This window comes from Thermococcus eurythermalis, from assembly GCF_000769655.1.
GTDB classification, from domain to species: domain Archaea; phylum Methanobacteriota_B; class Thermococci; order Thermococcales; family Thermococcaceae; genus Thermococcus; species Thermococcus eurythermalis.
Genome location: NZ_CP008887.1, coordinates 1,332,829 through 1,356,202, shown reverse-complemented (window position 1 = coordinate 1,356,202; position 23,374 = coordinate 1,332,829). Strand labels below are relative to the sequence as shown.

29 protein-coding genes and 1 tRNA gene are annotated in these 23,374 nt (G+C 54.0%); 18 read left to right on the top strand and 12 right to left on the bottom strand.

Annotated features, from left to right (window positions below; all coding sequences use genetic code 11):
- The first annotated feature begins 51 nt into the window (after positions 1-51).
- From TEU_RS11515 to TEU_RS07335, 3 genes are all read left to right on the top strand, one after another.
- Positions 52-225, top strand: coding sequence for an AbrB/MazE/SpoVT family DNA-binding domain-containing protein (locus tag TEU_RS11515; RefSeq protein ID WP_158506639.1), 174 nt, complete (start codon positions 52-54; stop codon positions 223-225).
- A gap of 149 nt (positions 226-374) precedes the next feature.
- Positions 375-761 (top strand): hypothetical protein, encoded by a 387-nt coding sequence (locus tag TEU_RS07340; RefSeq protein ID WP_050003160.1) that lies wholly within the window; start codon positions 375-377, stop codon positions 759-761.
- A 4-nt stretch (positions 762-765) separates the two neighbouring features.
- On the top strand, positions 766-1,077 hold the full coding sequence (locus tag TEU_RS07335; RefSeq protein ID WP_050003159.1) for a hypothetical protein: 312 nt from the start codon (positions 766-768) through the stop codon (positions 1,075-1,077).
- Positions 1,078-1,093: 16 nt separating this feature from the next.
- On the opposite strand, the gene TEU_RS07330 is transcribed toward TEU_RS07335, so the two are convergent.
- Positions 1,094-1,948 (bottom strand): hypothetical protein, encoded by an 855-nt coding sequence (locus TEU_RS07330; protein WP_144244832.1) that lies wholly within the window; start codon positions 1,946-1,948, stop codon positions 1,094-1,096.
- A gap of 208 nt (positions 1,949-2,156) precedes the next feature.
- Here TEU_RS07330 and TEU_RS07325 point away from each other — a divergent pair, with 208 nt between their 5' ends.
- Both TEU_RS07325 and TEU_RS07315 read left to right on the top strand, forming a co-directional pair.
- Positions 2,157-2,753: a hypothetical protein gene (locus TEU_RS07325; RefSeq protein ID WP_050003157.1), complete on the top strand. Its 597-nt coding sequence runs from the start codon at positions 2,157-2,159 to the stop codon at positions 2,751-2,753.
- Positions 2,754-3,542: 789 nt separating this feature from the next.
- Positions 3,543-3,629: transfer RNA gene (locus TEU_RS07315), tRNA-Ser, on the top strand.
- Positions 3,630-3,800: 171 nt separating this feature from the next.
- Here the strand turns inward: TEU_RS07315 and map are convergent.
- The gene (gene map, locus TEU_RS07310; protein WP_050003155.1) at positions 3,801-4,688 is read right to left on the bottom strand and encodes a type II methionyl aminopeptidase; all 888 of its coding nucleotides are present in this window, start codon (positions 4,686-4,688) and stop codon (positions 3,801-3,803) included.
- A gap of 90 nt (positions 4,689-4,778) precedes the next feature.
- Here map and TEU_RS07305 point away from each other — a divergent pair, with 90 nt between their 5' ends.
- Both TEU_RS07305 and TEU_RS11510 read left to right on the top strand, forming a co-directional pair.
- Positions 4,779-6,257 carry a TrkH family potassium uptake protein gene (locus TEU_RS07305; RefSeq protein ID WP_050003154.1) on the top strand — a complete coding sequence of 493 codons (1,479 nt, stop codon included), beginning with the start codon at positions 4,779-4,781 and terminating at the stop codon, positions 6,255-6,257.
- Positions 6,254-7,087: an energy-coupling factor ABC transporter ATP-binding protein gene (locus TEU_RS11510; protein ID WP_081947220.1), complete on the top strand. Its 834-nt coding sequence runs from the start codon at positions 6,254-6,256 to the stop codon at positions 7,085-7,087. The genes TEU_RS07305 and TEU_RS11510 overlap by 4 nt, the downstream gene beginning before the upstream one ends.
- On the opposite strand, the gene TEU_RS07295 is transcribed toward TEU_RS11510, so the two are convergent.
- The 6 genes from TEU_RS07295 to hjc form a co-directional block, all read right to left on the bottom strand.
- Complete coding sequence (locus TEU_RS07295) at positions 6,990-7,838, bottom strand: hypothetical protein (protein WP_050003152.1); 849 nt, start codon at positions 7,836-7,838, stop codon at positions 6,990-6,992. The two genes, TEU_RS11510 and TEU_RS07295, sit on opposite strands and share 98 nt — an antisense overlap.
- Before the next feature lies 1 nt (position 7,839).
- The gene (gene cyaB, locus TEU_RS07290; protein WP_050003151.1) at positions 7,840-8,376 is read right to left on the bottom strand and encodes a class IV adenylate cyclase; all 537 of its coding nucleotides are present in this window, start codon (positions 8,374-8,376) and stop codon (positions 7,840-7,842) included.
- On the bottom strand, positions 8,373-8,936 hold the full coding sequence (locus TEU_RS07285; protein ID WP_050003150.1) for an archaemetzincin family Zn-dependent metalloprotease: 564 nt from the start codon (positions 8,934-8,936) through the stop codon (positions 8,373-8,375). The genes cyaB and TEU_RS07285 overlap by 4 nt, the downstream gene beginning before the upstream one ends.
- A gap of 64 nt (positions 8,937-9,000) precedes the next feature.
- Entirely contained in the window at positions 9,001-10,038 is a 1,038-nt protein-coding gene (locus TEU_RS07280; RefSeq protein WP_050003149.1) for a lysyl aminopeptidase, read from the bottom strand.
- 157 nt (positions 10,039-10,195) lie between these two features.
- The gene (locus tag TEU_RS07275; RefSeq protein WP_050003148.1) at positions 10,196-11,755 is read right to left on the bottom strand and encodes a COG1470 family protein; all 1,560 of its coding nucleotides are present in this window, start codon (positions 11,753-11,755) and stop codon (positions 10,196-10,198) included.
- Positions 11,745-12,143: a Holliday junction resolvase Hjc gene (gene hjc / locus TEU_RS07270; protein ID WP_050003147.1), complete on the bottom strand. Its 399-nt coding sequence runs from the start codon at positions 12,141-12,143 to the stop codon at positions 11,745-11,747. The genes TEU_RS07275 and hjc overlap by 11 nt, the downstream gene beginning before the upstream one ends.
- 72 nt (positions 12,144-12,215) lie before the next feature.
- Between hjc and TEU_RS07265 the strand changes: the two genes are divergently transcribed.
- The 4 genes from TEU_RS07265 (at position 12,216) to TEU_RS07250 (ending at position 15,039) form a co-directional block, all read left to right on the top strand.
- Complete coding sequence (locus tag TEU_RS07265; protein WP_050003146.1) at positions 12,216-12,740, top strand: gamma carbonic anhydrase family protein; 525 nt, start codon at positions 12,216-12,218, stop codon at positions 12,738-12,740.
- 5 nt (positions 12,741-12,745) lie between these two features.
- Complete coding sequence (gene uppS, locus TEU_RS07260; RefSeq protein WP_050003145.1) at positions 12,746-13,540, top strand: polyprenyl diphosphate synthase; 795 nt, start codon at positions 12,746-12,748, stop codon at positions 13,538-13,540.
- 68 nt (positions 13,541-13,608) lie between these two features.
- Positions 13,609-14,286 (top strand): TBP-interacting protein, encoded by a 678-nt coding sequence (locus TEU_RS07255; protein WP_050003144.1) that lies wholly within the window; start codon positions 13,609-13,611, stop codon positions 14,284-14,286.
- 192 nt (positions 14,287-14,478) lie between these two features.
- Positions 14,479-15,039 carry a hypothetical protein gene (locus tag TEU_RS07250; RefSeq protein ID WP_227738678.1) on the top strand — a complete coding sequence of 187 codons (561 nt, stop codon included), beginning with the start codon at positions 14,479-14,481 and terminating at the stop codon, positions 15,037-15,039.
- On the opposite strand, the gene TEU_RS07245 is transcribed toward TEU_RS07250, so the two are convergent.
- Positions 15,007-16,887: a threonine--tRNA ligase gene (locus tag TEU_RS07245; RefSeq protein ID WP_050003142.1), complete on the bottom strand. Its 1,881-nt coding sequence runs from the start codon at positions 16,885-16,887 to the stop codon at positions 15,007-15,009. The genes TEU_RS07250 and TEU_RS07245 overlap by 33 nt on opposite strands.
- 111 nt (positions 16,888-16,998) lie before the next feature.
- Here TEU_RS07245 and TEU_RS07240 point away from each other — a divergent pair, with 111 nt between their 5' ends.
- The 4 genes from TEU_RS07240 to TEU_RS07225 are packed head-to-tail and all read left to right on the top strand — an operon-like array spanning position 16,999 to position 18,896.
- Positions 16,999-17,592, top strand: coding sequence for an exosome complex RNA-binding protein Csl4 (locus tag TEU_RS07240; RefSeq protein WP_050003141.1), 594 nt, complete (start codon positions 16,999-17,001; stop codon positions 17,590-17,592).
- Positions 17,589-18,218 carry a DUF2067 family protein gene (locus TEU_RS07235; protein ID WP_050003140.1) on the top strand — a complete coding sequence of 210 codons (630 nt, stop codon included), beginning with the start codon at positions 17,589-17,591 and terminating at the stop codon, positions 18,216-18,218. The genes TEU_RS07240 and TEU_RS07235 overlap by 4 nt, the downstream gene beginning before the upstream one ends.
- Entirely contained in the window at positions 18,208-18,495 is a 288-nt protein-coding gene (locus TEU_RS07230) for a DNA-directed RNA polymerase subunit L (RefSeq protein WP_050003139.1), read from the top strand. Before TEU_RS07235 ends, TEU_RS07230 begins: the two co-directional genes overlap by 11 nt.
- A 26-nt stretch (positions 18,496-18,521) precedes the next feature.
- A complete protein-coding gene (locus TEU_RS07225) occupies positions 18,522-18,896 on the top strand; it encodes a ribonuclease III family protein (RefSeq protein WP_050003138.1) in 375 nt (124 codons plus the stop codon).
- Here TEU_RS07225 and TEU_RS07220 read toward each other — a convergent pair.
- A complete protein-coding gene (locus TEU_RS07220) occupies positions 18,891-19,697 on the bottom strand; it encodes a sugar phosphate isomerase/epimerase family protein (protein ID WP_050003137.1) in 807 nt (268 codons plus the stop codon). The genes TEU_RS07225 and TEU_RS07220 overlap by 6 nt on opposite strands.
- A 92-nt stretch (positions 19,698-19,789) precedes the next feature.
- On the opposite strand from TEU_RS07220, the gene sppA reads away from it, so the two are divergent.
- From sppA to TEU_RS07205, 3 genes are read left to right on the top strand one after another with little or no spacing between them, the layout of a single operon-like run.
- Positions 19,790-20,776: a signal peptide peptidase SppA gene (sppA, locus tag TEU_RS07215; RefSeq protein WP_050003136.1), complete on the top strand. Its 987-nt coding sequence runs from the start codon at positions 19,790-19,792 to the stop codon at positions 20,774-20,776.
- 4 nt (positions 20,777-20,780) lie between these two features.
- A complete protein-coding gene (locus tag TEU_RS07210; RefSeq protein ID WP_050003135.1) occupies positions 20,781-21,260 on the top strand; it encodes a PH1570 family protein in 480 nt (159 codons plus the stop codon).
- Entirely contained in the window at positions 21,250-22,251 is a 1,002-nt protein-coding gene (locus TEU_RS07205; protein ID WP_050003134.1) for an AI-2E family transporter, read from the top strand. The genes TEU_RS07210 and TEU_RS07205 overlap by 11 nt, the downstream gene beginning before the upstream one ends.
- On the opposite strand, the gene folP is transcribed toward TEU_RS07205, so the two are convergent.
- Together folP and TEU_RS07195 are read right to left on the bottom strand one after the other, a co-directional pair.
- Positions 22,232-23,050, bottom strand: a complete 819-nt coding sequence (gene folP, locus TEU_RS07200; RefSeq protein ID WP_050003133.1) for a dihydropteroate synthase — start codon at positions 23,048-23,050, stop codon at positions 22,232-22,234. The two genes, TEU_RS07205 and folP, sit on opposite strands and share 20 nt — an antisense overlap.
- Positions 23,025-23,354: a hypothetical protein gene (locus TEU_RS07195; RefSeq protein WP_144244831.1), complete on the bottom strand. Its 330-nt coding sequence runs from the start codon at positions 23,352-23,354 to the stop codon at positions 23,025-23,027. The genes folP and TEU_RS07195 overlap by 26 nt, the downstream gene beginning before the upstream one ends.
- Positions 23,355-23,374 lie beyond the last annotated feature (20 nt).

Sequence of the window (23,374 nt, the reverse complement as noted above, 5' to 3'; positions counted from 1 at the left end):
CAAACGTGAAAATGCAAAAAGCCTATAAATTATTAAGCCAAGATTTTTATGGTGGTGGTAGTGGGGAGAGGTAGGAAGACGGCTAAAATAACTGGAAACAACGAGTTTACTGTTATAGTTGGGAGAGATGGCCACATAACAATACCAAAGGAGCTTCGGGATAAATTGGAAATTAAGCGAGGTAGCATTGTTAAGCTGAAAATTCTAAAAGTTATTGAAAAGTGATTCTTCCGTTTTCTCTTCCTTGGCTGGGTCTTCGGGGGTCTCGGGGGGTTTTGGGTTTTTGGTGGTCTCTCCCGTTTTCTGCTGTTTTCTCCCGTTTTCTGGTTCAGTGTTTTTAGGTAGTGAAGTGCTATTTTCTCTGGTGAGGCTTGATGGACGTGAGCGAGAAGCGTCGGTTGATTCTCGAGGGTTGTGAGAAGTGGAAAGGCCATTGGGTGAGGGTTTACCTTACGAATGGTGCTGATTTTCGAGTGAAGGTTGAGGAGCTCAGGGAGATGGTTGAGAAGAACCAGCTTAACCTCAATCTTGTGAAGGAGGTTAAGGTGGATGATAACTATCAGAAGTTCAAGCCAGACCCGGCTCCAAGATGGAAGCCAACATACAAACATCTCCCGACATACAAACATCTCCCCGCTGATTTCTCTTCTGGAGGTACAGGTTCATCTGACGGGGGGACAGACGGCGAGAAGAAGGTGTTTGAAATCTTGGTTGGAGTCCTCGCGGTTTTAGTGGTGCTTGGCTTCCTCTTGAGGAGGTGAGAGTGTGAGCAGGGAGGCTAATGGTGCGGTGATTGGTTTCTTGGCGGGTCTGGCTGTGGCGTTGGGTGGTGCGATTAAGGACGCGCCTTATGAGGGGTTCAAGGAGAAGACGTTTTGGAGGTCGCCGTTGATTGGTGCTTTCTGGGGTTCGGTGCTGGCGAGGACGTATGGGTTGAAGCCAGTCCCGTTGTTCTTGTCCACGATTGGGTTGGAGCGCGCGACGGTTGAGGTTTACAAGCTGTACCGTGCGATGGTGAAGAAGGACTATATTCCGGGGAAGTTTATTCACGGCGAGTGGGGAGTTCCGGTAAAATGAAAAAGAAGAAGTGAATTCACCCGGTTTCTTCTACTTTTATAGTCAGGTGGATTCTTGCAGGATAAACGACGTCTGCTGTGACTGTGTAGTCTACTGTCTTATCAGTGAACCATGAATAGCCATTGTCAAGAATAAGGTAGTAGAAGCTTGGGCGTAGTATAGTCTTGTAGCCTGGAGGAGCATTTGTGATGCTGTAGGTTCCACTTTCGGTCTTTTCATATTTAGCGATGAAGTTGGCAGTTCCCCCTTCCTGATAAACGTTGAACTCATTTTCGTTGAGGAAGCCTAAGGTTATATCCAAGTCTTCTCTGATATCAATTGTAGCCTGTACGTTCTCGGCATAAACGATGTTTGACATGTCAATTGGTATTCCCACGTAGTATCCCGCCTTAATGACCTCCGTCCCCTGTGCAAGGGTCTCATGAATTGGGTCGGCGTAGCCTACGAGAACATAATAAGTTCCTGGTGAGAGTGTCGCAGTATAGGTTCCACTCTTGGCATGATGAGTTATGAACTCGTAAGTGATGTCTGGTGAGTCTTCCTTCCACTTTTCAAGCTCGGAAGCAGGGATTATTGCGAGGTATGAAATGCTGTTAGCTCCTGAGATTATGTTGAGTTTCATTATGACCTTTGATGTGTGCGTTATCTCCAAATCTCCAAGAGACCAACTTGCATTTAGTATCATATTCTCATCATAGGCTACCCAGGATGCGGGTGTCCAAGAGGACGTTGTTTCGACTGGGGATGGCCTTGATGATGAGGACGCTGAAGGTTGGCTGGAGCTGGTAGTTGTAGTCGTTCCAACACATCCCGCTACAAAAACAACCAAAAGTAGGATAGCTCCGACATAGAGTTTCTTGAGGGCAACCATCGGAAGTCACCGCATTTGATATAAAAAGTAAGCATATAAATCTCACGGTTAATAGTCAAGAAGGCGAGGGTTGAGGTTGTTCCTGTGGAGTGAGGTCTCGGGGGGTTTTGGGTTTTCTTCTTCGATAGGTTTTTAGTTGCGGTTGTCTCTGGCCAGATGTGGTCAGTTAATTTTTTAGCTATTATATAGTATATAATCCCGATGAGGAATGGAGCCGACCAAAACTGTCGCTGGAAATTTGGACCGGTGGGATACTGCGTTCAAAGCGTTGGGTAAGGCAGTTCTGTTCTTCCTGTGGACTACGCTCCTTGCTTTCGTGATTAGCTTGCCAGCTCAGGGTGTACTATACCTTATTGGAGTTCCGAGGCAGTTTTACATTACAGCGTTCGTCGGGTATGCGGTGTTCAATTTCTCTGTGAACCTGAAGAATTTGAATGAGATAACGGAGCTTATTAGAGACCCTAAGGTTTCAATAAAGGCACTGATTGGGGTTTCCATTATCCTGACGAACGTTCTATTCATTGTGTACCCGCTTATTGGGTGGATCTTGACCCGGTGGGTAAGTCCAGAAGTTGCCGTATGGATTCCGTTTTTCCTGATGTGGTGGGAGATTACTGTGATTTCCGGGGAGCGCAAGGTTTTACAGTACTTTACTGTCGCATGGTTAATGGTCATCGTGGTGAAAATTATTGTCAGACTGTTTTCCAAGTCTGGGAAAGAATCGGAGTTTAATGTTAAATCCACTTCATTCGGGTCCCCTGTTGGGGTAGTTGTTGCACTGCTGGTTGCTTCACTTAGGAAGTGAATGGGTGTCCCGGAGAGTACCAGCAACGAAACCGCCAATAGGAGCCTAAGAAGGTCAAAAATGACATTGTTTCTGCATATTTATTGATACCCGCTATTTTAACCACGCTATAGACGAAAACGGTAAGGAATAAACCTAATAGCACTTCCACGACGATTTTTGTGGCATATCTTTTGTTCATCTCCTTCTCATATTCCTGCGTGGCAACATCAAAAGGATTATAATACCTAAGCCTATCCTCTTGATGGGGACTCATGGGGTAACCTCCTTTTTGGTAGTATTCCTTCCCTTTCTTTTGAGTCGTGGTTATTAAGATTAACGAACTAAAAACATCGTCACTTGTCGTTCCTAGTCGAAGGTCCTTCAGCAGGATCCCGACGAGCTCGGAGTTGGAAGAAGGCACGAGAAGGCCGTTTTAGTGCTCAAGAATGAGCGTTACGGCAGGCGTCGAGTTGTGGCCGTTCAATGGAAAAGGCTTTTAGCCTAAAAATTTATAAAGTTCAGTGGGGGTTTTCGTCATGGTAAAATCGGGTGGTGTGTCCGGACACTCCCATGCGGAGGAGCGGGAGCAGGCCGGAGCGCGGAAGCGAGGCAAGAAGAGGCGCCTTTCACCGCGTCTGCACATTACGCTACCGCCGGAAGTGTACAGGAAGGCAAAGGAGCGCTGGAACAACGTGAGCCGAGTGGTCGCGAGCCTGCTTGAGGTGGCTTTGGCTGAGGATTTGACGGTTGAGGAGGTCGTGACGGCCGTAACGCTCCTCCGTAGGGGAGTGTTGGTTGCTGGGGAGCGCCGGGGTAGCCTAGCCTGGGAAGGCGCGGGACTCGAGATCCCGTGGGCGTCCGCCCACCAGGGTTCAAATCCCTGCCCCGGCGCCAACCAACTGCCGAGCCCGAGAGGGGGTTCCACTTCCCCTACTCTATACTTCTGCCGTCTGTAGTTTGCCTCAGAGATTCTTACTTAAGAAGTTGCAAACCTGTAACCCTCTGTGAAACAGGGAAAACCGTAAGAAACAGAAAAGAAAACAGCCTACTTCTCCCAAGGGGTCTTCAGGTCGTCACGTAGGCGCCGTCCTTCTCGACTATGACCGTGTGCTCGAACTGGGCAACGAGGCCGCCGCGGACTTCCCTCAGTATCGGGTAGCTGTAAATAGCCCCCGCCCTGTCAAGCTGGGCCAGCGCCAGCTTCAGCTGTCCCTCGGGCATGAAGTCCTGGAGCCAGCGGTAAGCAAAGGGAAGTGTCTTGTACTCGCGCTTGATGTGCATGAGAAGCCTTCTCGCCTGGAGCATCCTGACGGGCCTGTCGCGGAGGTACATGAAAATCAGCGCCGGCGGGACTTCTATGACCTGGCCCGCGCCCGTCGTTGCAAAGGGCTCTATGGCGAAAACGTCGCCCTCCTGGAGGACGTACGTGTCTGCAGGCCTGTAGACGTTGGGAATGCTGACCCCTGCGTGGAGCTTGTAGCGCTCGACCTTGTGCCCGCTCAGGTTCACTATGGGGTTGAACCCCCTCTCCCTTATCGTGTCCTCGATGGCCTTCGCGACGTCCCTTACCATCACGCCCGCCCTAACCGTCGCTATGGCGTTCTCAAGGGCCTCCCTAGCCGCTTCCATGAGGTCGTCCTCTTCCATTCCGACACGGAAAGTCACGGCAGTGTCAGCTATGTAGCCGTCAACGTGGACGCCGATGTCAACCTTGAGGTAGTCGCCCTCTTTGAGGGCAGTATCGTCGCCCTTGTACGGCGTGTAGTGCGCCGCAATCTCGTTGAGCGAGAGGTTACAGGGGAATGCGGGCTTTCCGCCGAGCTCCACTATCCTCCTCTCAACGAACTCCGCTATGTCGTAGAGCTTTGCACCTGGCTTTATGAGGTCGGCGACTTCCTCCTTGACCTTTCTCGCTATCTCACCGGCTTTAATCAGCGCTGCCCTTTCGTCCACTACTACCACCGAGGTAGGTGGCGTTAGGCTCCCCTTAAACCTTACGAAAAACCTTTTATTTTCGCCACCCTTAGGCGAGACGGTGAGGCGATGCTCGAATTCAGGAAGAGAATCAACGTGTCAGATGATATATTCGTTGTTAGAAACCTCATAGGGGCAATCCTGCAGGGAGTTGGCCTTGCCTACCTCGTTCCCGTGCTCCTCGTGTGGTTTTACCCAGACCAAATTAAATACGTCCCGTATTTTGCCCTTCCCGGAATGGCATGCATTCTCCTCGGCGCTTGGTGGAGCAGACACTCGGATAAAGTTGAGGACGTCAACCTGAGGCAGGCCATGGTCGCGGCCGCGTTTACCTGGCTGTTTGCGTCCCTTGTGAGCGTTGTCCCGTTCATGGGAATAGCGGACATGAGCTTCGTGGATTCCTATTTCGAGAGCATGAGCGCGTGGACTGGAACGGGCCTCACAATGATGAGCAACCTGTCGAGCTACCCCAAGGTTCTCCTGTTCTGGCGTGCGTGGATGCAGTGGCTCGGTGGCATTGGTATCGTCCTCGTTGCCCTGACAATCCTTATCCGCCCGGGTGTTGCCGCCGCGAGGCTTTACCGGGCCGAGGCCAGGAGCGAGAGAATCCTTCCGAACCTCGTCAATACCTCAAAGGTCATCTTCGAGATATACCTCGTCCTCACGCTCGTGGGCACGTACCTCTACTACATCAACGGCATGAACCTTTTCGACGCCCTCACGCACTCAATGACAGGCCTTGGAACCGGTGGTATGAGCACCCACGACGAGAGCATAGGCTTCTTCCACAGCCCGGCAATCAACGCCGTCACGATTTTCCTGATGATTATGGGCGCCGTTAACTTCACGGTTCATTACAAACTCTTCAAGAACAAGTCCCTCAAGCCCTTTTTTGAAGATATTCAGGTTAGGTACATGTTTGTTTTTCTTATCCCCGCTGTCACGATAATAGGTTACAGCCTCTATTCCATCGGGAAAGCCCTCGGAGAGGTTATCCAGGAGGCAGTGTTCCACGCGGTTTCAGCCATAAGCTGTACGGGGTTCCAGATAGCGAGTCTCTCAAGTTATCCCGAGGTCGCGAAGTTCATACTTGCAATCCTGATGGTAATCGGTGGAGGTGCTGGAAGTACGGCGGGCGGAATAAAGCTCATCCGCGTCACCCTGATGTACGAAAGCCTGAAGTGGACGATAGAGAGCGCAATCCTGCCGAGGGGTGCAGTCATTAAGAGAAAGGTCGGCAACTACGTCTTCAGCGAGGAGGACATACAGGAGGTCATGAGTTTTACCATGACTTACCTTGCGTTCCTGCTCTTCGGTACTGTATACACAATGCTCCGCGTCAAAGCTAGCCTTACAGACGCGCTCTTTGAGGTAGCCTCAGCGCAGGGCAACGTGGGCCTTAGCATCGGGATAACGTCCCCAGCAATGCCCGCCGACCTCAAGGTGTTGTACATACTCCTCATGTGGATTGGCAGGCTGGAGATATTCTCAACCCTCGTCTTCATAATCAGCGTTGTCTTCCTGCTCCCGAGGGTGAAGAGAAAATGATTGAAGTGCGGGATGTTTCCTTCAAGTACGTCCACTCGGAGAGGTCCGCCCTCAGGGGTGTGAGCCTTACAATAAAAGACGGGGAGTTCATGGGAATCCTCGGGCCAAGCGGGAGCGGGAAGTCAACTCTCGCACTGACGCTGAACGGGATAATTCCAAACTCAATTCGGGGGCAGTTCTCGGGGGAGGTCATAGTCAGAGACCCCCGCACCGGGGAGACCTTCAAAACGACGGAGACTCCGGTCTCGAAGCTCTCAACTATCGTCGGCCTCGTCCTCCAGAACCCGGAAAGCCAGCTGTTCAACATGACGGTCGAAGACGAGGTCGCGTTTGCGCTCGAAAACCTCGGCCTGTCGCGGGAGGAGATAGCGGGGAGGGTGGAGTGGGCCCTAAAAGTCGTCGGCCTCAGCGGCCTTGAAGAAGAGTTCCCTCCGAACCTCAGCGGCGGCGAGAAGCAGAGGCTGGCCATAGCGTCGGTAATAGCGATGAAGCCGAGCCATCTCGTTCTCGATGAGCCGACGTCCCAGCTTGACCCGGAGGGGAAAAAGGAAGTCCTGAAGGTCATAGAAGACCTCCACAAAGCCGGGACAACGGTCATTATGGTGGAGCACGACTCCCGCTTCCTGTTCAGAAAGGCGGACAGGCTGGTGGTTCTGGACAGGGGCCAGGTTATTCTTCAGGGAACCCCAAGAGAAATCGCGGAGAAGGTGGAAGAGCTAATCGAGATTGGCGTCAAGGTGCCTCACTCCCTCCTCCTGTCAAGGGCCCTTGGTCTTCCGCCCCTCCTGTCTCCTCGGGAGTTTTCCTCTTCAACAGTTCGAAGAGGCTGAGGGAATCGCCCTGTATCTCGTGCTTCAGGTCGTAAAGCTTCAGCATGAGCTCAAACCTTGCCTCAGGGTCTTCTATCTTTTCCGCCAGCTTTATGGCCCACTCAACGAACTGGAGTGCCTTCCCCCTGTCCCTCTCCATTTCAGACTGGGCCAGATGAAAGAGCGCAACGGCGCGGTGGAAGTTGCTCGTTATGTGGCCCACCACTGCGAGGGCCTTCTCTACCTCGCCCCTTTCGTATAGAACCTCTGCGAGGTGAACAAGAACAACGTCGAGCTTTTCTTTGTCCTTAACGAACTTCATGGCGTAGGCGGCCTTATGGAGCAGGCCAGAGTTAATCAGGTTCATTATTACGTCCCTCAGCACGTCCGGGTGATCCAGGGCCAGGTTTATCGCGGTCTTGAGGGCAAAATCCCCCTCCAGTTCGGCCCCGAGAGTATAAAACCCCACCGCAAGCTCACCAAGGAGTAACGCACGGTAGCGCTCGTTTTTTATGCCATTAATATGGGGAACTAACATCTTGAGGAGGGGAAGCAAGCGAACCTCCCCTCCCTCCGACTCCTTCATCCTGAGAATTTTCCGGAGAGTCATCCTAACCGCTATGACGATGTTCTGCTCTTTCTCAAGTCCCTCTATGAGGGCTATGGCCCCTGGAACGTCGTCCACCAGCAGTCTGTTCTCTATCTCAGTGAGTATTTCCGTCTCCGGCCTCTTTCCCCGGAGGGTTCCAAACAGCTCGTCTAGCTTCCCCATCTCAGCCCTCCTTCTCCAGCAGCAGTTCGAGGTAAGAGCGCCTCTCGAAGCGCGTGACTCCAAGCTCAAGAAGGAGCCTCTTCAATCTTTCAACGAGCTCAGGGACTTTATCCCTGTCCTCCGTAACGGCCTCCGCCTCGATGAACTTGCCGAGGCCCTCAACCTCGTCGAGCGTTATCGTTATGCCCTTCTCGACGTAGTACTTCTCACGGACTTTCTCGACTGTAAGGACTTCTCTAAAGCCGAGGGCCTCAAGGATGCGGGTGTGTTCGTCGGGGTCGTTTATCGGAACCTCTATCTCTTCCCTTGTCTTGGAGGTGGAATCCAGCTTCGGCCCTTTGTAGGTCAAAAAAGCCTCAAAATGGCCGTCAAAGCGCCGTATCCTTATCCGGAGGGCCTCGTCGGTCTCCGCGAAGTCCCTGCAGGGGTGCTGGTAATAGGTGTCCTCGTGGTGCTCTTTCCTCATCAGCTCGAACTCTTCACGAACCCTCTCAAAGATGGAGTCGTCCGCGTAGCCCTTAACTTCCACTTCAATCATGGAAACACCCCCAGTTTCCGCAGGTTTGCTTCAAGCTTTTCTTCACAGACGGGGCAGTAGAGGGGCCCTTTTACGTCCGTGTCATAGAGTGAGTTTGAGAAATGCATAACGCACCTCGGGTTTGGACAGTGTCTCAGCCCGAATACGTGCCCCAGCTCGTGCATGGCCTCTTTGATTGCCCTCTCTATGAGCAGTTCATCGTCAGGCTCAAGGCCGTAGAACTCGTTTCTCAGCCGGTGAACGGAAACAACTGCACTCTTCAGGGAGGGGTTTGCAAGGCCGAATATGAAGTTCAGCCCCTCCTCGTAGAGGTCAAGCTCGGTAATGCCCAGAACGGCAGTAGCGTTAAGCCTCTCCTTCAGGGCGGAGAGCGTCGGCAGGAAGACCCTCCCAAGGTACTGGCCCCTTAAAGGGTTGAAAGCTACCGAGAATGGCTCAGTTGGGATTTCCCCCGAAAACTCAACACTAATCCCAAAGCGGGAGTGGTAGTCGTTGAGGAACCCAACAACCCCCTCAATGAGCGACCTCTTAAGAGTCCCAATTGAAACAACCGCAATCATCGGGTCACCAAATATAGGAGGAAAGAAAAGCCAATAAACCTTTCCCCTCACGGAGTGAGATCGCTCACGGAGTGAGGTTCATCGGCCTGAGCTCCTCAAGGAAGTGCTTGGCGAACTTTATCGTGAGGTCGATGTCCCTCAGGTCAGCGGTCTCGACCTGGCTGTGCATGTAGCGTATCGGTATGCTGAGGACGGCGGTGGCAACGCCCTCGCGGTTGATCTGCATTATGTTGGCGTCGGTTCCCGTCGGCCTCGGGCTGGCCTCGACCTGGAGCGGTACCTCGTACTTCTTCGCGACCTCGTCGGCGAAGGCGCGAACCTTGGGGTTGATGTTCGGGCCGACGTCCATGACCGGGCCGCCGCCGAGCTTGGGCACGATCTTGCCCTTGTCGCCAACCTGCTTGGCGAAGGTGACGTCCATGGCTATGCCTATCTCCGGGTCGATGGCGTAGCTCGCCACGCGGGCGCCCCTGAGGCCGACCTCCTCCTGGACGCTTCCAACAAAGTATATGTCCGCCTCGTGGTTCTCAATGGCCTTGGCGGCCTCTATCATGGCGTAGAGGCAGACCCTATCGTCGAGGTAGGGCGTGGCAATCCTGTTCTCGTTGAGCTGGACGAAGGCCGGAGCGAACTCGCCGACGGTTCCAACGCGGAAGCCCATCTCCTCGGCTTCCTCCCTACTGTCAGCACCGACGTCAACAACTATTGTGTCCCAGTCCGCTGCTTTTTTCCTGTCCTCCGGCTTCTGGAGGTGCGGCGGTATGTGGCCGACGACTCCGTAGTGCTCGCCCTTCTCGGTGAAGAAGCGAATCCTCTGGGCGACCAGAGTCCTCGGGTCAACGCCTCCAACCGGAACGACGTGGAGGTAGCCCTCCTTGTCGATGTGGTTGACCATGACGCCTATCTTGTCCATGTGGGCCGCGATCATAATCCTCGGCCCGCTGCCCTTCTTGTGGGCTATGACGTTTCCGAGCTTGTCGACGTAGATCTCGTCCACGTGGTCTTTCAGCTCCTCAATGACGACGTCCCTTATTCCAAGGAACTCATAGCCGGAAACTCCCGGGGCCTCGACAACCTTCTTGAGCAGTTCGAGGTTCACCATGGCTTTCGCCTCCTTTAGATAGTCATCTAAATGTGTTCGGCTGGCTTAATAAGGTTTGCCTTTTGCTGGATTAAAAGGGAAAAACGATAAAAGAGGTAGTACACGACCGCTGACCTCCTCCCCGCCCTAAAGGGCGAGGCTTGAAAAAAGAAAAATGTCACCCGAGGACTGCCTGCAGGTAGGCTTCCTCCCCCGGCTCAAGGTCGAGCTCCCAGACGAGCTTTCCGTCCTCAAGCTTTGCCTCCCCCCTGGTCGCACGCACCTCGACCGCGCTTACTCGCCTTTCAACGCGGTAGTTCTTCAGCGGGCGAAGTCTTGGGGCGCGGACTTTGACGAAGTAGTAGCGGTCAAGCGTCTCTTCCTGGACTGTGGGGACTGCAAGCGCCAGGTAGGAGGTAGCCGCGAAGATAGCCCCCGCGAGAATCAGAATTACCCCCCGGTAGTTTGAGCCTTCCGGTTTCTCTTCGACCTCCGAGGGTGATGGAACTGTCGCATTCGACTGGAGGGGTGTGCTGGTGGAAGTCTCCGCAGGGGTGGTGTTTGAAGTCGTCGGGGTAGGCGGCTTCTGGACTGTCACCACAGCCTCTCCCGGGAGATAGCGGTCGCTCGTGGCCTTTATCACGATGCTCCCGCAGCCGGTCTTGCTCAGGTTCACCACTCCAACACCAGAGGAGTTGGTCACGGCGTAGTCCGTGCCGCTCGGACCCGACGCCATCAGGGTCACGTTCGAGACCGGAACACCCGTCGAGTCCACTACCTTGACGGCGAGGGCACCGTCAATGACTTCGGGAGTGACTATGAGCTTCTTAACATCCACGAAAGTCGTGACAATCTTTCCATCGAGGTTCAAAACGACAGTATAACGCCCCGGCGAAGAGACGGAGTAAGTTAAGGTGCCGTCGGGTCCGGTGGTGAACCTCAGCCCGTTTATCTCAACAGGGATGTCCGGGACACCTCCCGTGGCGTTGTAGACCCTGATGTGGATGGCCCCGTTCCAGAAGCCGACATCGTAGTAGAGGTTTCTCTGATAGACCTCGAAGGAGGCACTGGCCGACTTGTAGAGCCCGCTGAAGTTGGCCCACAGGAGAACCGTGTAGTTGCCTACGGGCAGGCTTTCCCAGGAGAGCTCCTTAACCCAGTTCGAACCCGGCTTAACAAACGTAACGGTGCTCTCATTTAAGAGGGGGACACCGCTCCTCAGAACAGCGTATCCTATTCTCCCAGTGAGTATAGTGTTCGAGCGGGAAGTGACCTCAAGGAGGGCAGTTATTCTGCGGCCGTAAATATACTTCTGGGCTGTTTTGATTGAAATGGAATAGTCAATTATCCTTTTTACGTCCACGACGAACTTCGACGTGGCGTAGGCCCTTCCACTCTTGGCGACCAGAGTCAGAAGGTAAAGCCCCGCGTCTGGATTCAAAACCTTGACAGTTATCGTGTCGTTCACGCTCTCCCTGGGCTCTATCGGGGTTCTTATCACCTTGACGCTGTACTGGAAGCCCTCGGCGGGGCCCGTGACGTAGACTGTGACGTTGCTTATTGTCTCGTTCCCGAGGTTAGTGATGGTGAACGGGACAACCACGGTGCTTCCAGGGAGTGCCGGGATGTTGTCGTTGAGGACTTCGACGCTCAGCAGAGATGACTCCTCCGACAAAGCGAGGGGCAGGGGGGTTACAAGCAACAGAACCATAAGTAATGCGAACAATTTAAGCTTCATCGGCAATCACCCCATCAAGGGTTTTCTGTCTCCCAACGAGCTCTTCAAGGGTGTGGAACGGGTCGCCGGCGTCCACCCTGTAGTTCTTACCGCTCTTTCTGAGCTCGTGGGGGAAGTAGAAGTGCCACCCAACGTTCACGAACTTGACCGCTAGGACGGGTTTCCCCCCAAAGCGTTCGGCGAAGGAAACGAGCTTTTCTATATCTTCAGAGGGTATGTAAACCCTCTCCGAGCGGGTGCTCTTGACCTCGATGCACAGGTAGCGTTTCCCGTTGCCCGCTACCAGGTCAACCCTGTGACTGCCCGCCGAACGGAGGACAGCGAAGCCGGCCCTTTCAAGGAGGCGGATGAGCTCCCGCTCGGCACTGGCACCTCTCCTGTACCTCATAGTTCTCTCCCCCGCTAAGTTGTCCGGTTATCTTTATAAGTTCTCCCCGGGACTATTCCCCGGTGATGGGAAATGGCGATTTACGAGTTCAACGGGAAGAAGCCTAAGGTTCACCCGACCGCTTTTGTTGATGAGAGCGCCTCCGTCATAGGCGATGTCGTCCTTGAGGAGAAGACCAGCGTCTGGCCTTCGGCCGTTCTCAGGGGAGACATCGAGCAGATTTACGTTGGCCCCTACTCCAACGTCCAGGACAACGTGAGCATACACACCTCCCACAACCAGCCCACGATAATCGGCAAGTACGTCACGATAGGCCACAACGCCGTCGTCCACGGCGCCGAGATAGGGGACTACACCATCATAGGCATGGGTGCCATAATCCTCGACGGGGCCAAGATTGGAAAGCACGTCATCATAGGTGCCGGTGCCCTCGTTCCGCCCGGCAAGGAGATACCGGACTACAGCCTCGTCGTTGGTGTCCCTGGCAAGGTCGTCAGGCAGCTCAGCGAGGAGGAAATCGAGTGGACGAAGAAGAACGCCGAGATATACGTGGAGCTCGCCGAGAAGCACCTCAAGTCAAGAAAGAGGCTTGAGTGAGGAAAATGATTTACAGGGTTCTTTCCCACGTCCCACATATTTTATTCAAGCCCGCATACGACCTTTACGAACGCTACCTGCTCGAGAGGGTTAAATTGGGGAACATACCCAAGCACGTTGCAATAATCATGGACGGAAACAGACGGTGGGCGCGGAAGCTGGAGAAGCCCCCGTGGTACGGCCACTTCTTTGGCTCCAAGAAGCTTGAGGAAATCCTCGAATGGTGCAGGGAGCTTGGAATAAGGACGCTGACGGTCTATGCATTCTCAACCGAGAACTTCAAGAGGACGCCCGAGGAAGTAAACGCCCTCATGAACCTCTTCGAGGAGAAGTTCAATGAGCTCGTGAAGGACGAAAGGGTTCACAGGTACGGCATAAGGGTCAACGTCCTTGGGAGAAAGGAAATGCTGCCGGAAAACGTCAGGAAGGCCGCTGAGGAAGCCGAGCGCGTGACGAGGAAGTACTCAAACTACACCCTCAACATAGCGCTAGCCTACGGGGGCAGGAGCGAGATAGTCGATGCCGCCAAGGAGATAGTGAATGATGCCCTCGCCGGAAAGCTGAGGCCGGAAGACATAGACGAGGAGCTGATAAAGCGCTACCTCTACTACCCGAATATGCCCGATCCGGACATCGTGATAAGAACCGGCGGCGAGGTCAGGATAAGCAACTTCCTGCTCTATCAGATAGCCTACAGCGAGCTTTTCTTCGTTGATGTGTACTTCCCGGAGTTCAGGAAGATAGACTTCCTGAGAATAATCCGCGAGTTCCAGAAGAGGCAGAGGCGCTTTGGCCGGTAGCTTTGTGGTTTTTAAGCTTTTTCGCTAAAGCTTATTAACGTTTGAGAGAACCTTCTCAGGTGGTGAGGATGTACAGTGAGCTGAGTCCCGGCGTTAAGAAGGTGTACGCACAGGTTCGCTACCTCGACGACTACCACTGGGAAATCGAGGGGAGCACTATAGTTGGAACCCACAAGAAGAGCAACGTCAAGGTCTTCATAGACGTGGCCAAGGACAAGAGCGAGGCGGAGTCTCTTGCCGGGAGGGACGTTGATGGAATCCACATCGTGGCGATTCCCGACAAGGGAGTCTTTTACATAAGGAACGGCACTTTCATACTCACGTACCGCTACCTCAAGGCCACCCTCGCGGATATAAACGACCACATAGTCTGGGCCGGCTTTAAGGTAGTTGAAGACGGCGGGAAGCTCGTCCAGGAGGACATCTACGAGTACCTCGGCGGCATGCTGATAGACCACATAAAGGCCAACGTCCTAGCTGGCCAGGACTACATCCTCTGGCAGTTCTACAAGTGCGAGAAGTGCGGCAAGTACGTGGACATCGAGAACCTTGAGAACCACCTCAAAGGCCACGGAATAAAGCTCCACGAGAAGAGCGAGGAGCGCTACGAGATATTCGAGATAAACTTCAGGGACGGCAAGGTCTACGATAAGTCCGGCAAAGAGGTCGAGCTCGACAAGTTCAGCGAAGAGGCGAGGGAATTCATAAAAGAGGTTCTTTCAGGAGTACCTGCGGGAGGGCAATGAATGAAGACCCTCTTGGATGTTTTTCCCCTTTCCGAGATGAAGGGTTCCACGGTTACCGTTATCTACGACGCCTATTCATCCGCCTGGCAGATTCTCTTCCTGTTCATAAGAAAAGCAATTGAGCGCGGTTACTTTACGGTAATATCAAATTATAGTGTCCCTCTTCGGAGTTTGCTCCATAGGTGTAATAGTGTGGGGCTTGATGCCGGGAGTGCCATTGAGAGCTCGAAGATGGCCATAATAGACGTCTTTGGCTCTCGGTACTCTCCTCTTAGGATGGAGATGGAAAACGTCTTCTACCTCGACAAGGTTGAGGCCGAGACCATAAACCCCAAGATTGACAGGATATACTGTGGGCCCCTCAGGGACAAACTTAAATCCGAAAAGGCCGTGAGAATGATTTACACCCTCGATGGGGCCTCACTCATGCTCGGTGAGGAGCAGACACTAAAACTGCTCAACCAGACGATAGCAACCAAAAGCATTAACTTTCCAGAGTCGATACTCCTCATGCCCCTCAATGCAGACATTGTTTCGAGACGTTTCGTCGCGTGGGTATCCAACGTCAGCGACTACGTCCTCCTCGCCAAGTCCTGGATTCGTGAAGACCACGTTAAGGAACTCCTTTACTTCATAAAAGCCCCCTACGCGGACTTTGAACCCGTTGTTTACTCCCTTAAGGTTAGCAGGGGAAGAGAAAAGATAATGCTGAAAAAGCTTTCAGCCCCTGAACTTGGGCCTCCTGCTGAGTAGCAGGGGCAGGGGCCTCGGCCTGTACGGGAAGCCCTCGACCTGGCTCCTTATCTCCCTGATGAGGTCTTCGAGCTGCATCTCGACCTGCTTGCCGTCGCTCCTCCTCCTGACGGTGACTGTGTTCTGCTCCTTCTCGTTCTTGCCGACGACGATGATGTAGGGAACCCACTCCTTCTCGGCCTTCCTTATCTTCTTGTTGAGCCTGTCGTTGGTGTCGTCAACGTCCACCCTTATTTTCGCGCCCTCGAGCTTGCCTGCCACGTAGAGCGCGTAGTCCATGACCTCCTCGCTGACCGGAATCACTCTAACCTGTATCGGGCTGAGCCAGAGCGGGAACATAGGCTTCTTGCCCTGGGCCTGCAGTTTCGCCTGCTTCTCAAGGATTGCGTACATAACGCGCTCGATGGCTCCGCTCGGCGAGCAGTGGAGTATGAGCGGGTAGCGCTCCTTGCCCTCCTCGTCGTAGTAGGTTATACCGAACCTTTCGGCGTTCTCGACGTCAATCTGGACGGTACTTAGAGCGGCCGCCTTGTCGAGGTTGTCAACGAAGTTGAACTCGAACTTGAGTATGAAGTAGAAGAACCTCTGGTCCCACATCTCGATGAGGACGGGCTTGCCGATTATCTTAACCAGCTCAACGACGAAGTCTTTATTAGCCTCCCAGAAGTCGCGGGTGAACCTTATCGCCACCTCGTAGTCGTCAGGAGTGAGACCGACTCCCCTAAGGACTTCCATACTGAGCTTGTACTGCTTCTTGAACTCGTCCATCGCCTGCTTGAGGTCCTTGGCGACGGTGTGCATATCGGGCATCGTGAAGGCCCTCAGCCTTCTCAAACCTGAAAGCTCACCGCTCTTCTCGCGCCTGAATGAGTAGCGGGTGAGCTCGTACATCCTGAGCGGGAGGTTGCGGTAGCTGATTATCGCGTCCTTCTTTATGAGGAACTGTCCAAAGCATGCCGCGAAGCGCAGGAAGAACTTCTTGTCACCGCTCTTGACGATGTACTGCCTCGCGGGGAACCTGTTCAGGTACTTCTCAAGGGCCGGGTGCTCGAAGTCGTACATAATCGGGGTCTCGACTTCCATCGCTCCGTACTCGACGACCTTCTCGGTGACGTACTGCTCAAGGAGGCCCTTTATCAGCCTGCCCTTTGGATAATACCTGAGGTTTCCGCCGTCGCTTCCCGGCTCGTAGTCAACGAGTTCGTGCTCCAGCATGAGCCTGACGTGAGGCGGTTCCCTGTCGGCAATCCTGTTCTTGGCTATCTCGTAGTTGACGAACTTTTTCAGGTTCTCGTGGCCGGTGAAGTCGAACTTATCAACCTCTATGAGCTCTCCCTCGGGGGTGAGGATGTACCAGTAGCTGACTAACTCTTTCTCCTCCTTCTCGAGGGCTATGTTGCGCTCCTCCTTACTGACTCCTTCCTCCGGGACTATCGTCCTGCTGAGCTCGGCCAGCGGGTGCCCCTTACAGCTCAGCTTGAAGGCCTTGTAGTAGCCGAAGGGAGCGCGCTTGACCTCGTAGCCCTTCTCCTTGAGCTTCTCTTCTATCTTTTTGAGCACTTCGAGGGCAACGTCAGGTTTCGCCAGTTCACTGCTGAGGTGGGCGAAGGGGTAAACGAATATCCTCTCGGCCTTGACCTGCTTCGCGACGTCCTCTATCTCGGTTACCGCCTCCTCGACGACCTCTTCGGGGTTTGTCTCGTCAACCTTCTCGACGCTTATGAAAACCGCCAGAACTTCGTCAAGCCTGCCCTTCCTCTGCTCGTCGCTTATCGGCTCGGGGTTTTTCAGGGCCTTATCCCTGATCTCGTACTCGAGGTAGTCGGCGTGTATCAGAAGCATTCTCATTCCTACCACCACCCTTCCATCGTTTCGAATTACTAAAACTTTTTCCTTCGGCCTATAAACGTTGGGGAACGCTTAAAAAGAAGGCGTAGGAAAATCTTCGGAGGTGAGGGGATGGAGGATAGGAAGGTCAAAAACGGCGACTTGGTGCTTCCTGGAGATTACCTCGGTGTCATAGAGGAGTTCATGCCCGGCGAGGGTGTTAGAGAAGAGAACGGCGAGCTCTACGCCACGAGGGCTGGCAGAGTCAGGATTAACCCGGAGAAAATGGAGATAAGCGTCGAGCCAGTAACCGACACGCCACCACTTCCACAGGTCGGGGACATAGTCCTCGCGAGGGTCATAGAGGTCAAGCCACAGGCAGTAATCGTCCAGCTCCTCCAGATAGAGGGCAGAGAAAACGACAGGGAGATAGCGACTTCAAAACTGGCCGGAATCCATATCTCGCAGGTTAAAGATGGCTTCGTCGAGGACATAACCAAGGAGTTCAAGATTGGCGACGTCGTGAGGGCAAAGGTCATAGCCAACGAGAAGAGCCCGATACAGCTCACCACGCGCGGAAAGGACCTCGGCGTCGTTTACGCCCTCTGCTCCAAGTGCAGGACTCCATTGATAAGGCGCGGAGACAAGCTCATCTGCCCGCGCTGTGGAAACGTCGAGACGAGGAAGCTCTCCCCTTACTATAGAAAGATGAAGGTGTCGCTATGAGGGCCAAGAAGGTAATAACCATTCACGTCAAAAGCGATATCGAAAAGGAGGAGTTCATGAAGGAGCTCCAGAGGCTCCGCCTGCCGGCCTTCATCTACGTCCACGGCCGGCTTGACTCCATTAAGATAAACGTCCAGGGCACAAAGGACGAAATCAGGGAAGCGATAAGGAAGATACGCGAGATTCACCATAGGGTCAGGGCCAAGCTTTATCCCGACAGACGCGGGTTCTACCACCACATGGTAGACGACCTCCTCCGCGAAGCTGGGACGAGCGTATCAACTCCGGTAATCCTGAAGACCCTCGAACTGCTCGGTGAAACGGCAGAGCTGAAGGAGGGCGAGCTAATTACATCTATGCCCTGGGAGGAGGCAGTCGAGCTCGTGAGGAAGCTCGGAGACGTCCTTTCAGAAATCGCACTCCAGACCACGAGGCAGATTAGGGAGGTAGTAATCCCTGTCAGCGTCGCGTTCGGCCTTGAACCCGAGGAAGTGCTGGACAAGCTGGTCGAGCTCGGCCTCGCCGAGTGGAAGGAGGATAAGTTTAAATACGAACTCATAAAGAACAAGGAGCAGGCCCTGGAAGAGCTGTTGAAAGCTTTAGAAGGTGATGCCGATGAAGATTGAGGTCATAAAGCGCGAAGAGAACACGCTTGAGTTCTATCTTGAGGGAGAAGACCACACCTTCGCCAACCTGCTCACCGAGGTGCTCCACGAGAACGAGCACGTCAAGTTCGCCGGCTACACCATCGAGCACCCGATACTTATGGCTAGAAAGCCCCGCTTCAGGGTCGTCACCGACGGCAAGGTCAAGCCGGAGGAAGTCCTTGAGGAGGCGGCGCAGAAGATATTCGACCGCGCAAGGACTGTCCTCGACGCATGGAAGAAGGCCCTCGAAGGGTGAAGCCCTTGGCCACATTTTCTTATTCAATGGACTTTACGGACAAGGGGCTGTCGAAGTTCGGCGACTCGCTCCTCAACTTCGTATTTTCCCTGGCCCTGAGCGAATACCTCGGCAGGCCGACCGGGGAAAGGGTTCCAAACGCTTCCCTCGCCCTTGCCCTCGAAATGTCAGGACTGAGAAAGCTGGCCCCACCCCGCAGCGACAAACATGCGCGGGGGGACGTTGCGGAGGCAATATTCGCCTACGCCTGGCTCGAAGGTGCAATAACGATTGAGGAAGCGGTCAAAATCATTCGCGAGAACCTGAGCGAGGACGTCACCCATTTTACAAGGAAGAAAGAAGTGATAGGTAAGGCCCTTGCCGAGGTCTTCAAAGTAGTTGGCGAGAGGCTGGAGCTATAGGCTCGTCAAAAGCTCTATTAGCCCCCGCTTGGTCGGTATCTTGGAGAACTTTTCTGGGTCTTTGACCTTCAGGAGCAGGGGAACGTCCCCGAACAGGCGGAGGATCTTTCCGAACGGGATGCTCCCCTCTCCCGGGAGCAGGTGCAGGTCGCCGACACCGTAGGCGAGAGCATCTTCTGGCTCCACCTGCGGGAAGAGCTTTCCAAAGTTGTCATGTATCATTAAAATGACCGTCTTGTCGGTGCCGAGCTTGACGTCCTCAAGGAGCTTCTCCTCGTTGCCCTGGGCGCTGAGGAACGCGTGTGCGACATCAAGGGCGAAGCCGACGTTGTCTCTCCTGACGTTCTCGACGACGTAGAGGGTGTCCTTAACGCTGAAGGTGTTCTCAAGGGCTATCTTTATGTCGAAAGGCGCAACCATGTCGGCCAGCTGCTGGATGGCCTCGATTTCGAGGTCGAGCCTTCCCGTCCTTCCGCTCTGCATTACGATGACCTTTGCGCCGAGCTTTATCGCGACGTCCGCGACTGCCTTGGCGACCCTGAAGTGCCTCGTGTAGTATATGTGGTCGCGCAGATTGACCGAGGTCGGCATTCTGACGATGTAGTTTATCCCGACTCCCTTGAGGGTCGTCTCGATGTTCCTGAGGCTCTTCTCCACGACGACACCGTTCTTGATTAACCCGAGCGTGTGCGGGAAAATCGAGACGAAGTCATAGTCCTTAATCTTGACGTCGGCCAGGATTGACGCGAGGCCCTTGTCCTTTGTGACAAAATGGGGATAGATTGTTACCCCAATCTCCATGCAATCACCTGCCCCGAATTTTCTCAGTGTGATATAAAAGCTTAGCGAGGTAGGTTTAAAAGTTGCAGGGAAAATGGGTCTAAGGTGAGAGAATGAGGGAGGACATCTGGAAGTACATCTCGGCAGTTCTCACGCTCCTTCTGGTGCTCTCAGCAGTGGCAATCGCAGTGCTCTACCAGGCAACGTCGCCGATAGAGGTTCCCCGGAACGTTACGGCCCCGATAACGGTGGAGACTCCCCTTAACGTAACGTGCGAGGGAGCCTCGGACTATCAGATAGCCCAGCTGAAGGAGGAAGTTGCATACCTCCGCTCGCTCATCAACGGCACGGGGGGAGAAACAATAGCCGTCGTCCCGATTTTTGGAATAATAACCAGCGATACCGCACTTGAGGTTATCCCCCTGCTGAGGAAGCTCGCGGGCGACGAGTCGATTGGGGGAGTCCTTCTCTGGGTTGAGAGCCCCGGCGGTGAAGTTGGGCCGGTTATAGACATCTACTCGGAAGTCAAGAAGCTCGCCCTTGTCAAACCGGTTGTGGCATACTCCGGGGGTATTATGGCCTCCGGAGGTTACTACATAGCCGTTGGGGCCAATAAAATCATTGCCAGCCCCCTTGCGGAGGTCGGGAGCATCGGAGTCCTTTACGTCCACTACAACTACGAGAAAAACTACGAGCTGAACGGCGTGGAGGTCGAAGTCTTCAAGACCGGGCCACATAAGGACATGGGTGCAGAGTGGAGGGGTCTCACGGAGGAGGAAAAGAAGATAATTGGCAACATGGTGAACACGTACTTTCAGGCGTTCCTGCAGGCAGTCAGTGAGGGGAGGAACATGAACGTGTCCGAGGTTGAGGAGTTTGCCACAGGAAGGACGTGGTTCGCCCAGAACGTTACCGGGACGCTCGTGGACGAGGTTGGCGGCATGGACACCGCCATCGAGGCCCTCGAAAAGTTAATGAACGTTACGAGCGCAGAGGTAGTGATATACAAGAACCTTGAGTCCCCCAGCGACTTCGGTGTCGTTGGGAGCAGGGCCCTTTACCTCGACCCGGACTATGTCGGGCCCTATCTGAGGGGGTGAGACCGTGCTCTGCGAGGAGAAGCTTGAGGTCTTTGAAAACGGCTTTGAGGACGGGAAGTTTAAGCTCAGGGTTGAGTACTACGGAAAAGACGCCAGGAGGCTTCTCCTCGCGATTATAAGGGAGCTCTACCTCCCAGATTATGGGCCGGACTACGTATACCCCTTTGAGTGCGCCAAGGAGTTCTGGGGAATATACCTCGACCCCAGTGAGATAGTCGCAGAGGAGCCAAACTTCAGCCCCGTCAAGTTCACCAACAGGAGCGTCCTCAACAGGCTCGAAAAGGCCCTTGAGGGCATCAACGCGCCGGAGGAAATCAAGGAACGGATAGACCTGGATAAGGCAGAAATCGTAAAGCTCAAGAAAGGCCTGCTCGCACTCGGAAAGGACTTCCTCCTTGACGAGAGGGGTTACCTTGTAATATTCAACAAACCGAGCGCCAGGGAGCTGGTTCTAAAGTATCTGGGGATGCTCGATGGAGATTGAAACCGGGGTATGGATAGCCGTCTCACTGGTAATCCTTTACCTTACCTGGCAGACGGTTAGTCCGGTTCTTTCCCCCCTAATCGTGGCCGCAACCCTGGCTTACATTCTCTATCCGGTTCACGAAAGGCTCAGCCTCAAAATCGGGAACCGCTGGTCTGTGTTCCTCCTTACGGGGCTTTTAACGATCTTTTCCTTCCTCTTCATACTCGGCTTTGCCCTCTGGATAAACGACGTAAAGTACTCCCTCGCAGACTACGTTGAAACTTTCTTCGGGTGGCTTCTCGGCCTAAACCTCCCCAGCGGGATATACGACCTCCTGCACAGACTTTCGTATGCAATAGAGGAGCGCTTCAACGAGTATGTCTTGGGCTACACCTATTCCCTGCCCACGCTTGCCCTTCAGGTCATCGTCATGGTTTTTGCCTTCTACGGCGCCCTTATAAACGCAAAAGCTATCAAGGACGAGGTCTATGCCCTCCTACCGCCCAGCAGGGAAGAGCTCGCCATGAAGCTCATAAACAGTGCGGCAGGGACGCTCCACCACCTCCTGCGCGGATGGTTGCTCGTGAGCGTCGGCAAGGGTGTCGTGCTCTCAGTCCTATTTTACCTCCTCGGAATATCTGACGCTGGAGGTTCAATAGCGGCCGGCATACTGGTCGTCGTCCTTGAGCTGCTACCAGTCCTGGGGGGATGGGCAGTCTGGGTGGCGAGTGCCGTCTACCTCTTCAAGTCGGGCCTCTATGGGAAGGCCCTTGTAATGGGTATCCTCGGCTTTGCCCTAATATCCCCCCTGCCGGATATAGCACTCTCCAAAAAGCTGGAGAAGAAAAAGTGGGGCGTCAATGCTCTCGTCAGCCTCGTCGGAATTTTCGGCGGCTACATAGCCTTTGGGTTCGTAGGAATCATTATAGGGCCGGTTTCCATCTCGCTCCTGATAACCCTTCTGGAGGAATGGAAGAGGGCAAAAGGCGCTAAATGGAAAACCGCCTGAGGAAGCCTGCCATTTTAACGGCGTCAAGGGTCTCCCTAACGTCGTGCGTTCTGACGATGTTTGCACCCCTGAAGACCGCCACTGCGGTTGCCGAGAGACTGCCCGCAAGCCTCTCCGAGGGGTTCTCCCTGCCCGTTATGGCACCTATGAAGGACTTCCGTGAGACCCCAACGAGAATCGGTTTTCCAAGGAGCTTGAGGAGGTTGAGGTTCGCTATGACCTTTGAGTCCCATTCGTACCAAGGCGGGTACCTAGGCCTTAGGAAACCTATGGCAGGATCAACGGCCACGTCTTCAACCCCGTGCTCCCTTGCTATTGCGAGGCTCTCCTCAAGGAAGTGAACAACCGTTGCAACGGGGTCAGAGAAGTCGCGCACTGTCCCGTGAGCACACAAAACGGTGGGAGCACTGTACTCAGAAGCCACTTTCGCCATTTCGGGGTCACCCTTGAGGCCTGTGACGTCGTTTATTATGTCCGCCCCTGCTTTCAGCGCTTCTTCGGCGACCCTTGCACTCGTGGTGTCTATACTGACCGGGACATCAACGCTGTCCTTAACCACTTTAACCGCCCAGACGGCCCTCTTGATTTCCTCTTCGAGCGGAATCTGGGTCTCAAGGTAAGGGGCCGTTGACTTTGCCCCGATGTCTATGAAGCTCGCACCTTCCTCGACCATTCTAACGGCGGTCTCGGCTAACGCCCGCTCATCGCTCTTCACACTCCCCTTGTAGAAGCTCTCCGGCGAGACGTTTATCACGCCCATTATCCTCGGCTCGTCAAGGCCGATTCCCGCAAACTTCACAGCAAACACCCCCTTCAATAAGCACCGCCAAGACTAAAAACGTTAGAGTTGATAAGACGACTGGCAGAAACGGGTCGACGTCCATCGCGTAGATGACAAAAACAAAGGCGCCGTTTAAGGCGGTAAAAGTCGCAAGGACGGCCTCCCCCGTAACGGCCAGGTTCCGCTTCGAAATTGCGTGGAGCAGGTAGAGCTCCGCAACAAGGGCGGGGATAGTAACGAGGCCGATTACCCCCAGGAACGCCGCCACAAAGTAGAGGACGAGTTCAAGCGTGTTCCCCTCCTTGGCCATATAATCACCCATCACCACTGGGAGTAATCGTT

Bases quoted from the DNA above. Each gene is read 5' to 3' on its own strand.
- TEU_RS07295 (WP_050003152.1), bottom strand. From the start codon at position 7,838: ATGGGGAAGCTAGACGAGCTGTTTGGAACCCTCCGGGGAAAGAGGCCG.
- TEU_RS07255 (WP_050003144.1), top strand. From the start codon at position 13,609: ATGTACAGTGAGCTGAGTCCCGGCGTTAAGAAGGTGTACGCACAGGTT.
- TEU_RS07220 (WP_050003137.1), bottom strand. From the start codon at position 19,697: ATGGAGATTGGGGTAACAATCTATCCCCATTTTGTCACAAAGGACAAG.
- TEU_RS07230 (WP_050003139.1), top strand. From the start codon at position 18,208: ATGAAGATTGAGGTCATAAAGCGCGAAGAGAACACGCTTGAGTTCTAT.
- TEU_RS07205 (WP_050003134.1), top strand. From the start codon at position 21,250: ATGGAGATTGAAACCGGGGTATGGATAGCCGTCTCACTGGTAATCCTT.
- TEU_RS07340 (WP_050003160.1), top strand. From the start codon at position 375: ATGGACGTGAGCGAGAAGCGTCGGTTGATTCTCGAGGGTTGTGAGAAG.
- TEU_RS07240 (WP_050003141.1), top strand. From the start codon at position 16,999: ATGGAGGATAGGAAGGTCAAAAACGGCGACTTGGTGCTTCCTGGAGAT.
- sppA (WP_050003136.1), top strand. From the start codon at position 19,790: ATGAGGGAGGACATCTGGAAGTACATCTCGGCAGTTCTCACGCTCCTT.
- hjc (WP_050003147.1), bottom strand. From the start codon at position 12,143: ATGAGGTACAGGAGAGGTGCCAGTGCCGAGCGGGAGCTCATCCGCCTC.
- TEU_RS07265 (WP_050003146.1), top strand. From the start codon at position 12,216: ATGGCGATTTACGAGTTCAACGGGAAGAAGCCTAAGGTTCACCCGACC.
- TEU_RS07280 (WP_050003149.1), bottom strand. From the start codon at position 10,038: ATGGTGAACCTCGAACTGCTCAAGAAGGTTGTCGAGGCCCCGGGAGTT.
- TEU_RS07225 (WP_050003138.1), top strand. From the start codon at position 18,522: ATGGACTTTACGGACAAGGGGCTGTCGAAGTTCGGCGACTCGCTCCTC.
- TEU_RS07195 (WP_144244831.1), bottom strand. From the start codon at position 23,354: ATGGGTGATTATATGGCCAAGGAGGGGAACACGCTTGAACTCGTCCTC.
- TEU_RS07305 (WP_050003154.1), top strand. From the start codon at position 4,779: ATGCTCGAATTCAGGAAGAGAATCAACGTGTCAGATGATATATTCGTT.
- cyaB (WP_050003151.1), bottom strand. From the start codon at position 8,376: ATGATTGAAGTGGAAGTTAAGGGCTACGCGGACGACTCCATCTTTGAG.
- TEU_RS07330 (WP_144244832.1), bottom strand. From the start codon at position 1,948: ATGGTTGCCCTCAAGAAACTCTATGTCGGAGCTATCCTACTTTTGGTT.
- TEU_RS07325 (WP_050003157.1), top strand. From the start codon at position 2,157: ATGGAGCCGACCAAAACTGTCGCTGGAAATTTGGACCGGTGGGATACT.
- TEU_RS07285 (WP_050003150.1), bottom strand. From the start codon at position 8,936: ATGATTGCGGTTGTTTCAATTGGGACTCTTAAGAGGTCGCTCATTGAG.
- TEU_RS07235 (WP_050003140.1), top strand. From the start codon at position 17,589: ATGAGGGCCAAGAAGGTAATAACCATTCACGTCAAAAGCGATATCGAA.
- TEU_RS07245 (WP_050003142.1), bottom strand. From the start codon at position 16,887: ATGAGAATGCTTCTGATACACGCCGACTACCTCGAGTACGAGATCAGG.
- TEU_RS07275 (WP_050003148.1), bottom strand. From the start codon at position 11,755: ATGAAGCTTAAATTGTTCGCATTACTTATGGTTCTGTTGCTTGTAACC.
- uppS (WP_050003145.1), top strand. From the start codon at position 12,746: ATGATTTACAGGGTTCTTTCCCACGTCCCACATATTTTATTCAAGCCC.
- TEU_RS11510 (WP_081947220.1), top strand. From the start codon at position 6,254: ATGATTGAAGTGCGGGATGTTTCCTTCAAGTACGTCCACTCGGAGAGG.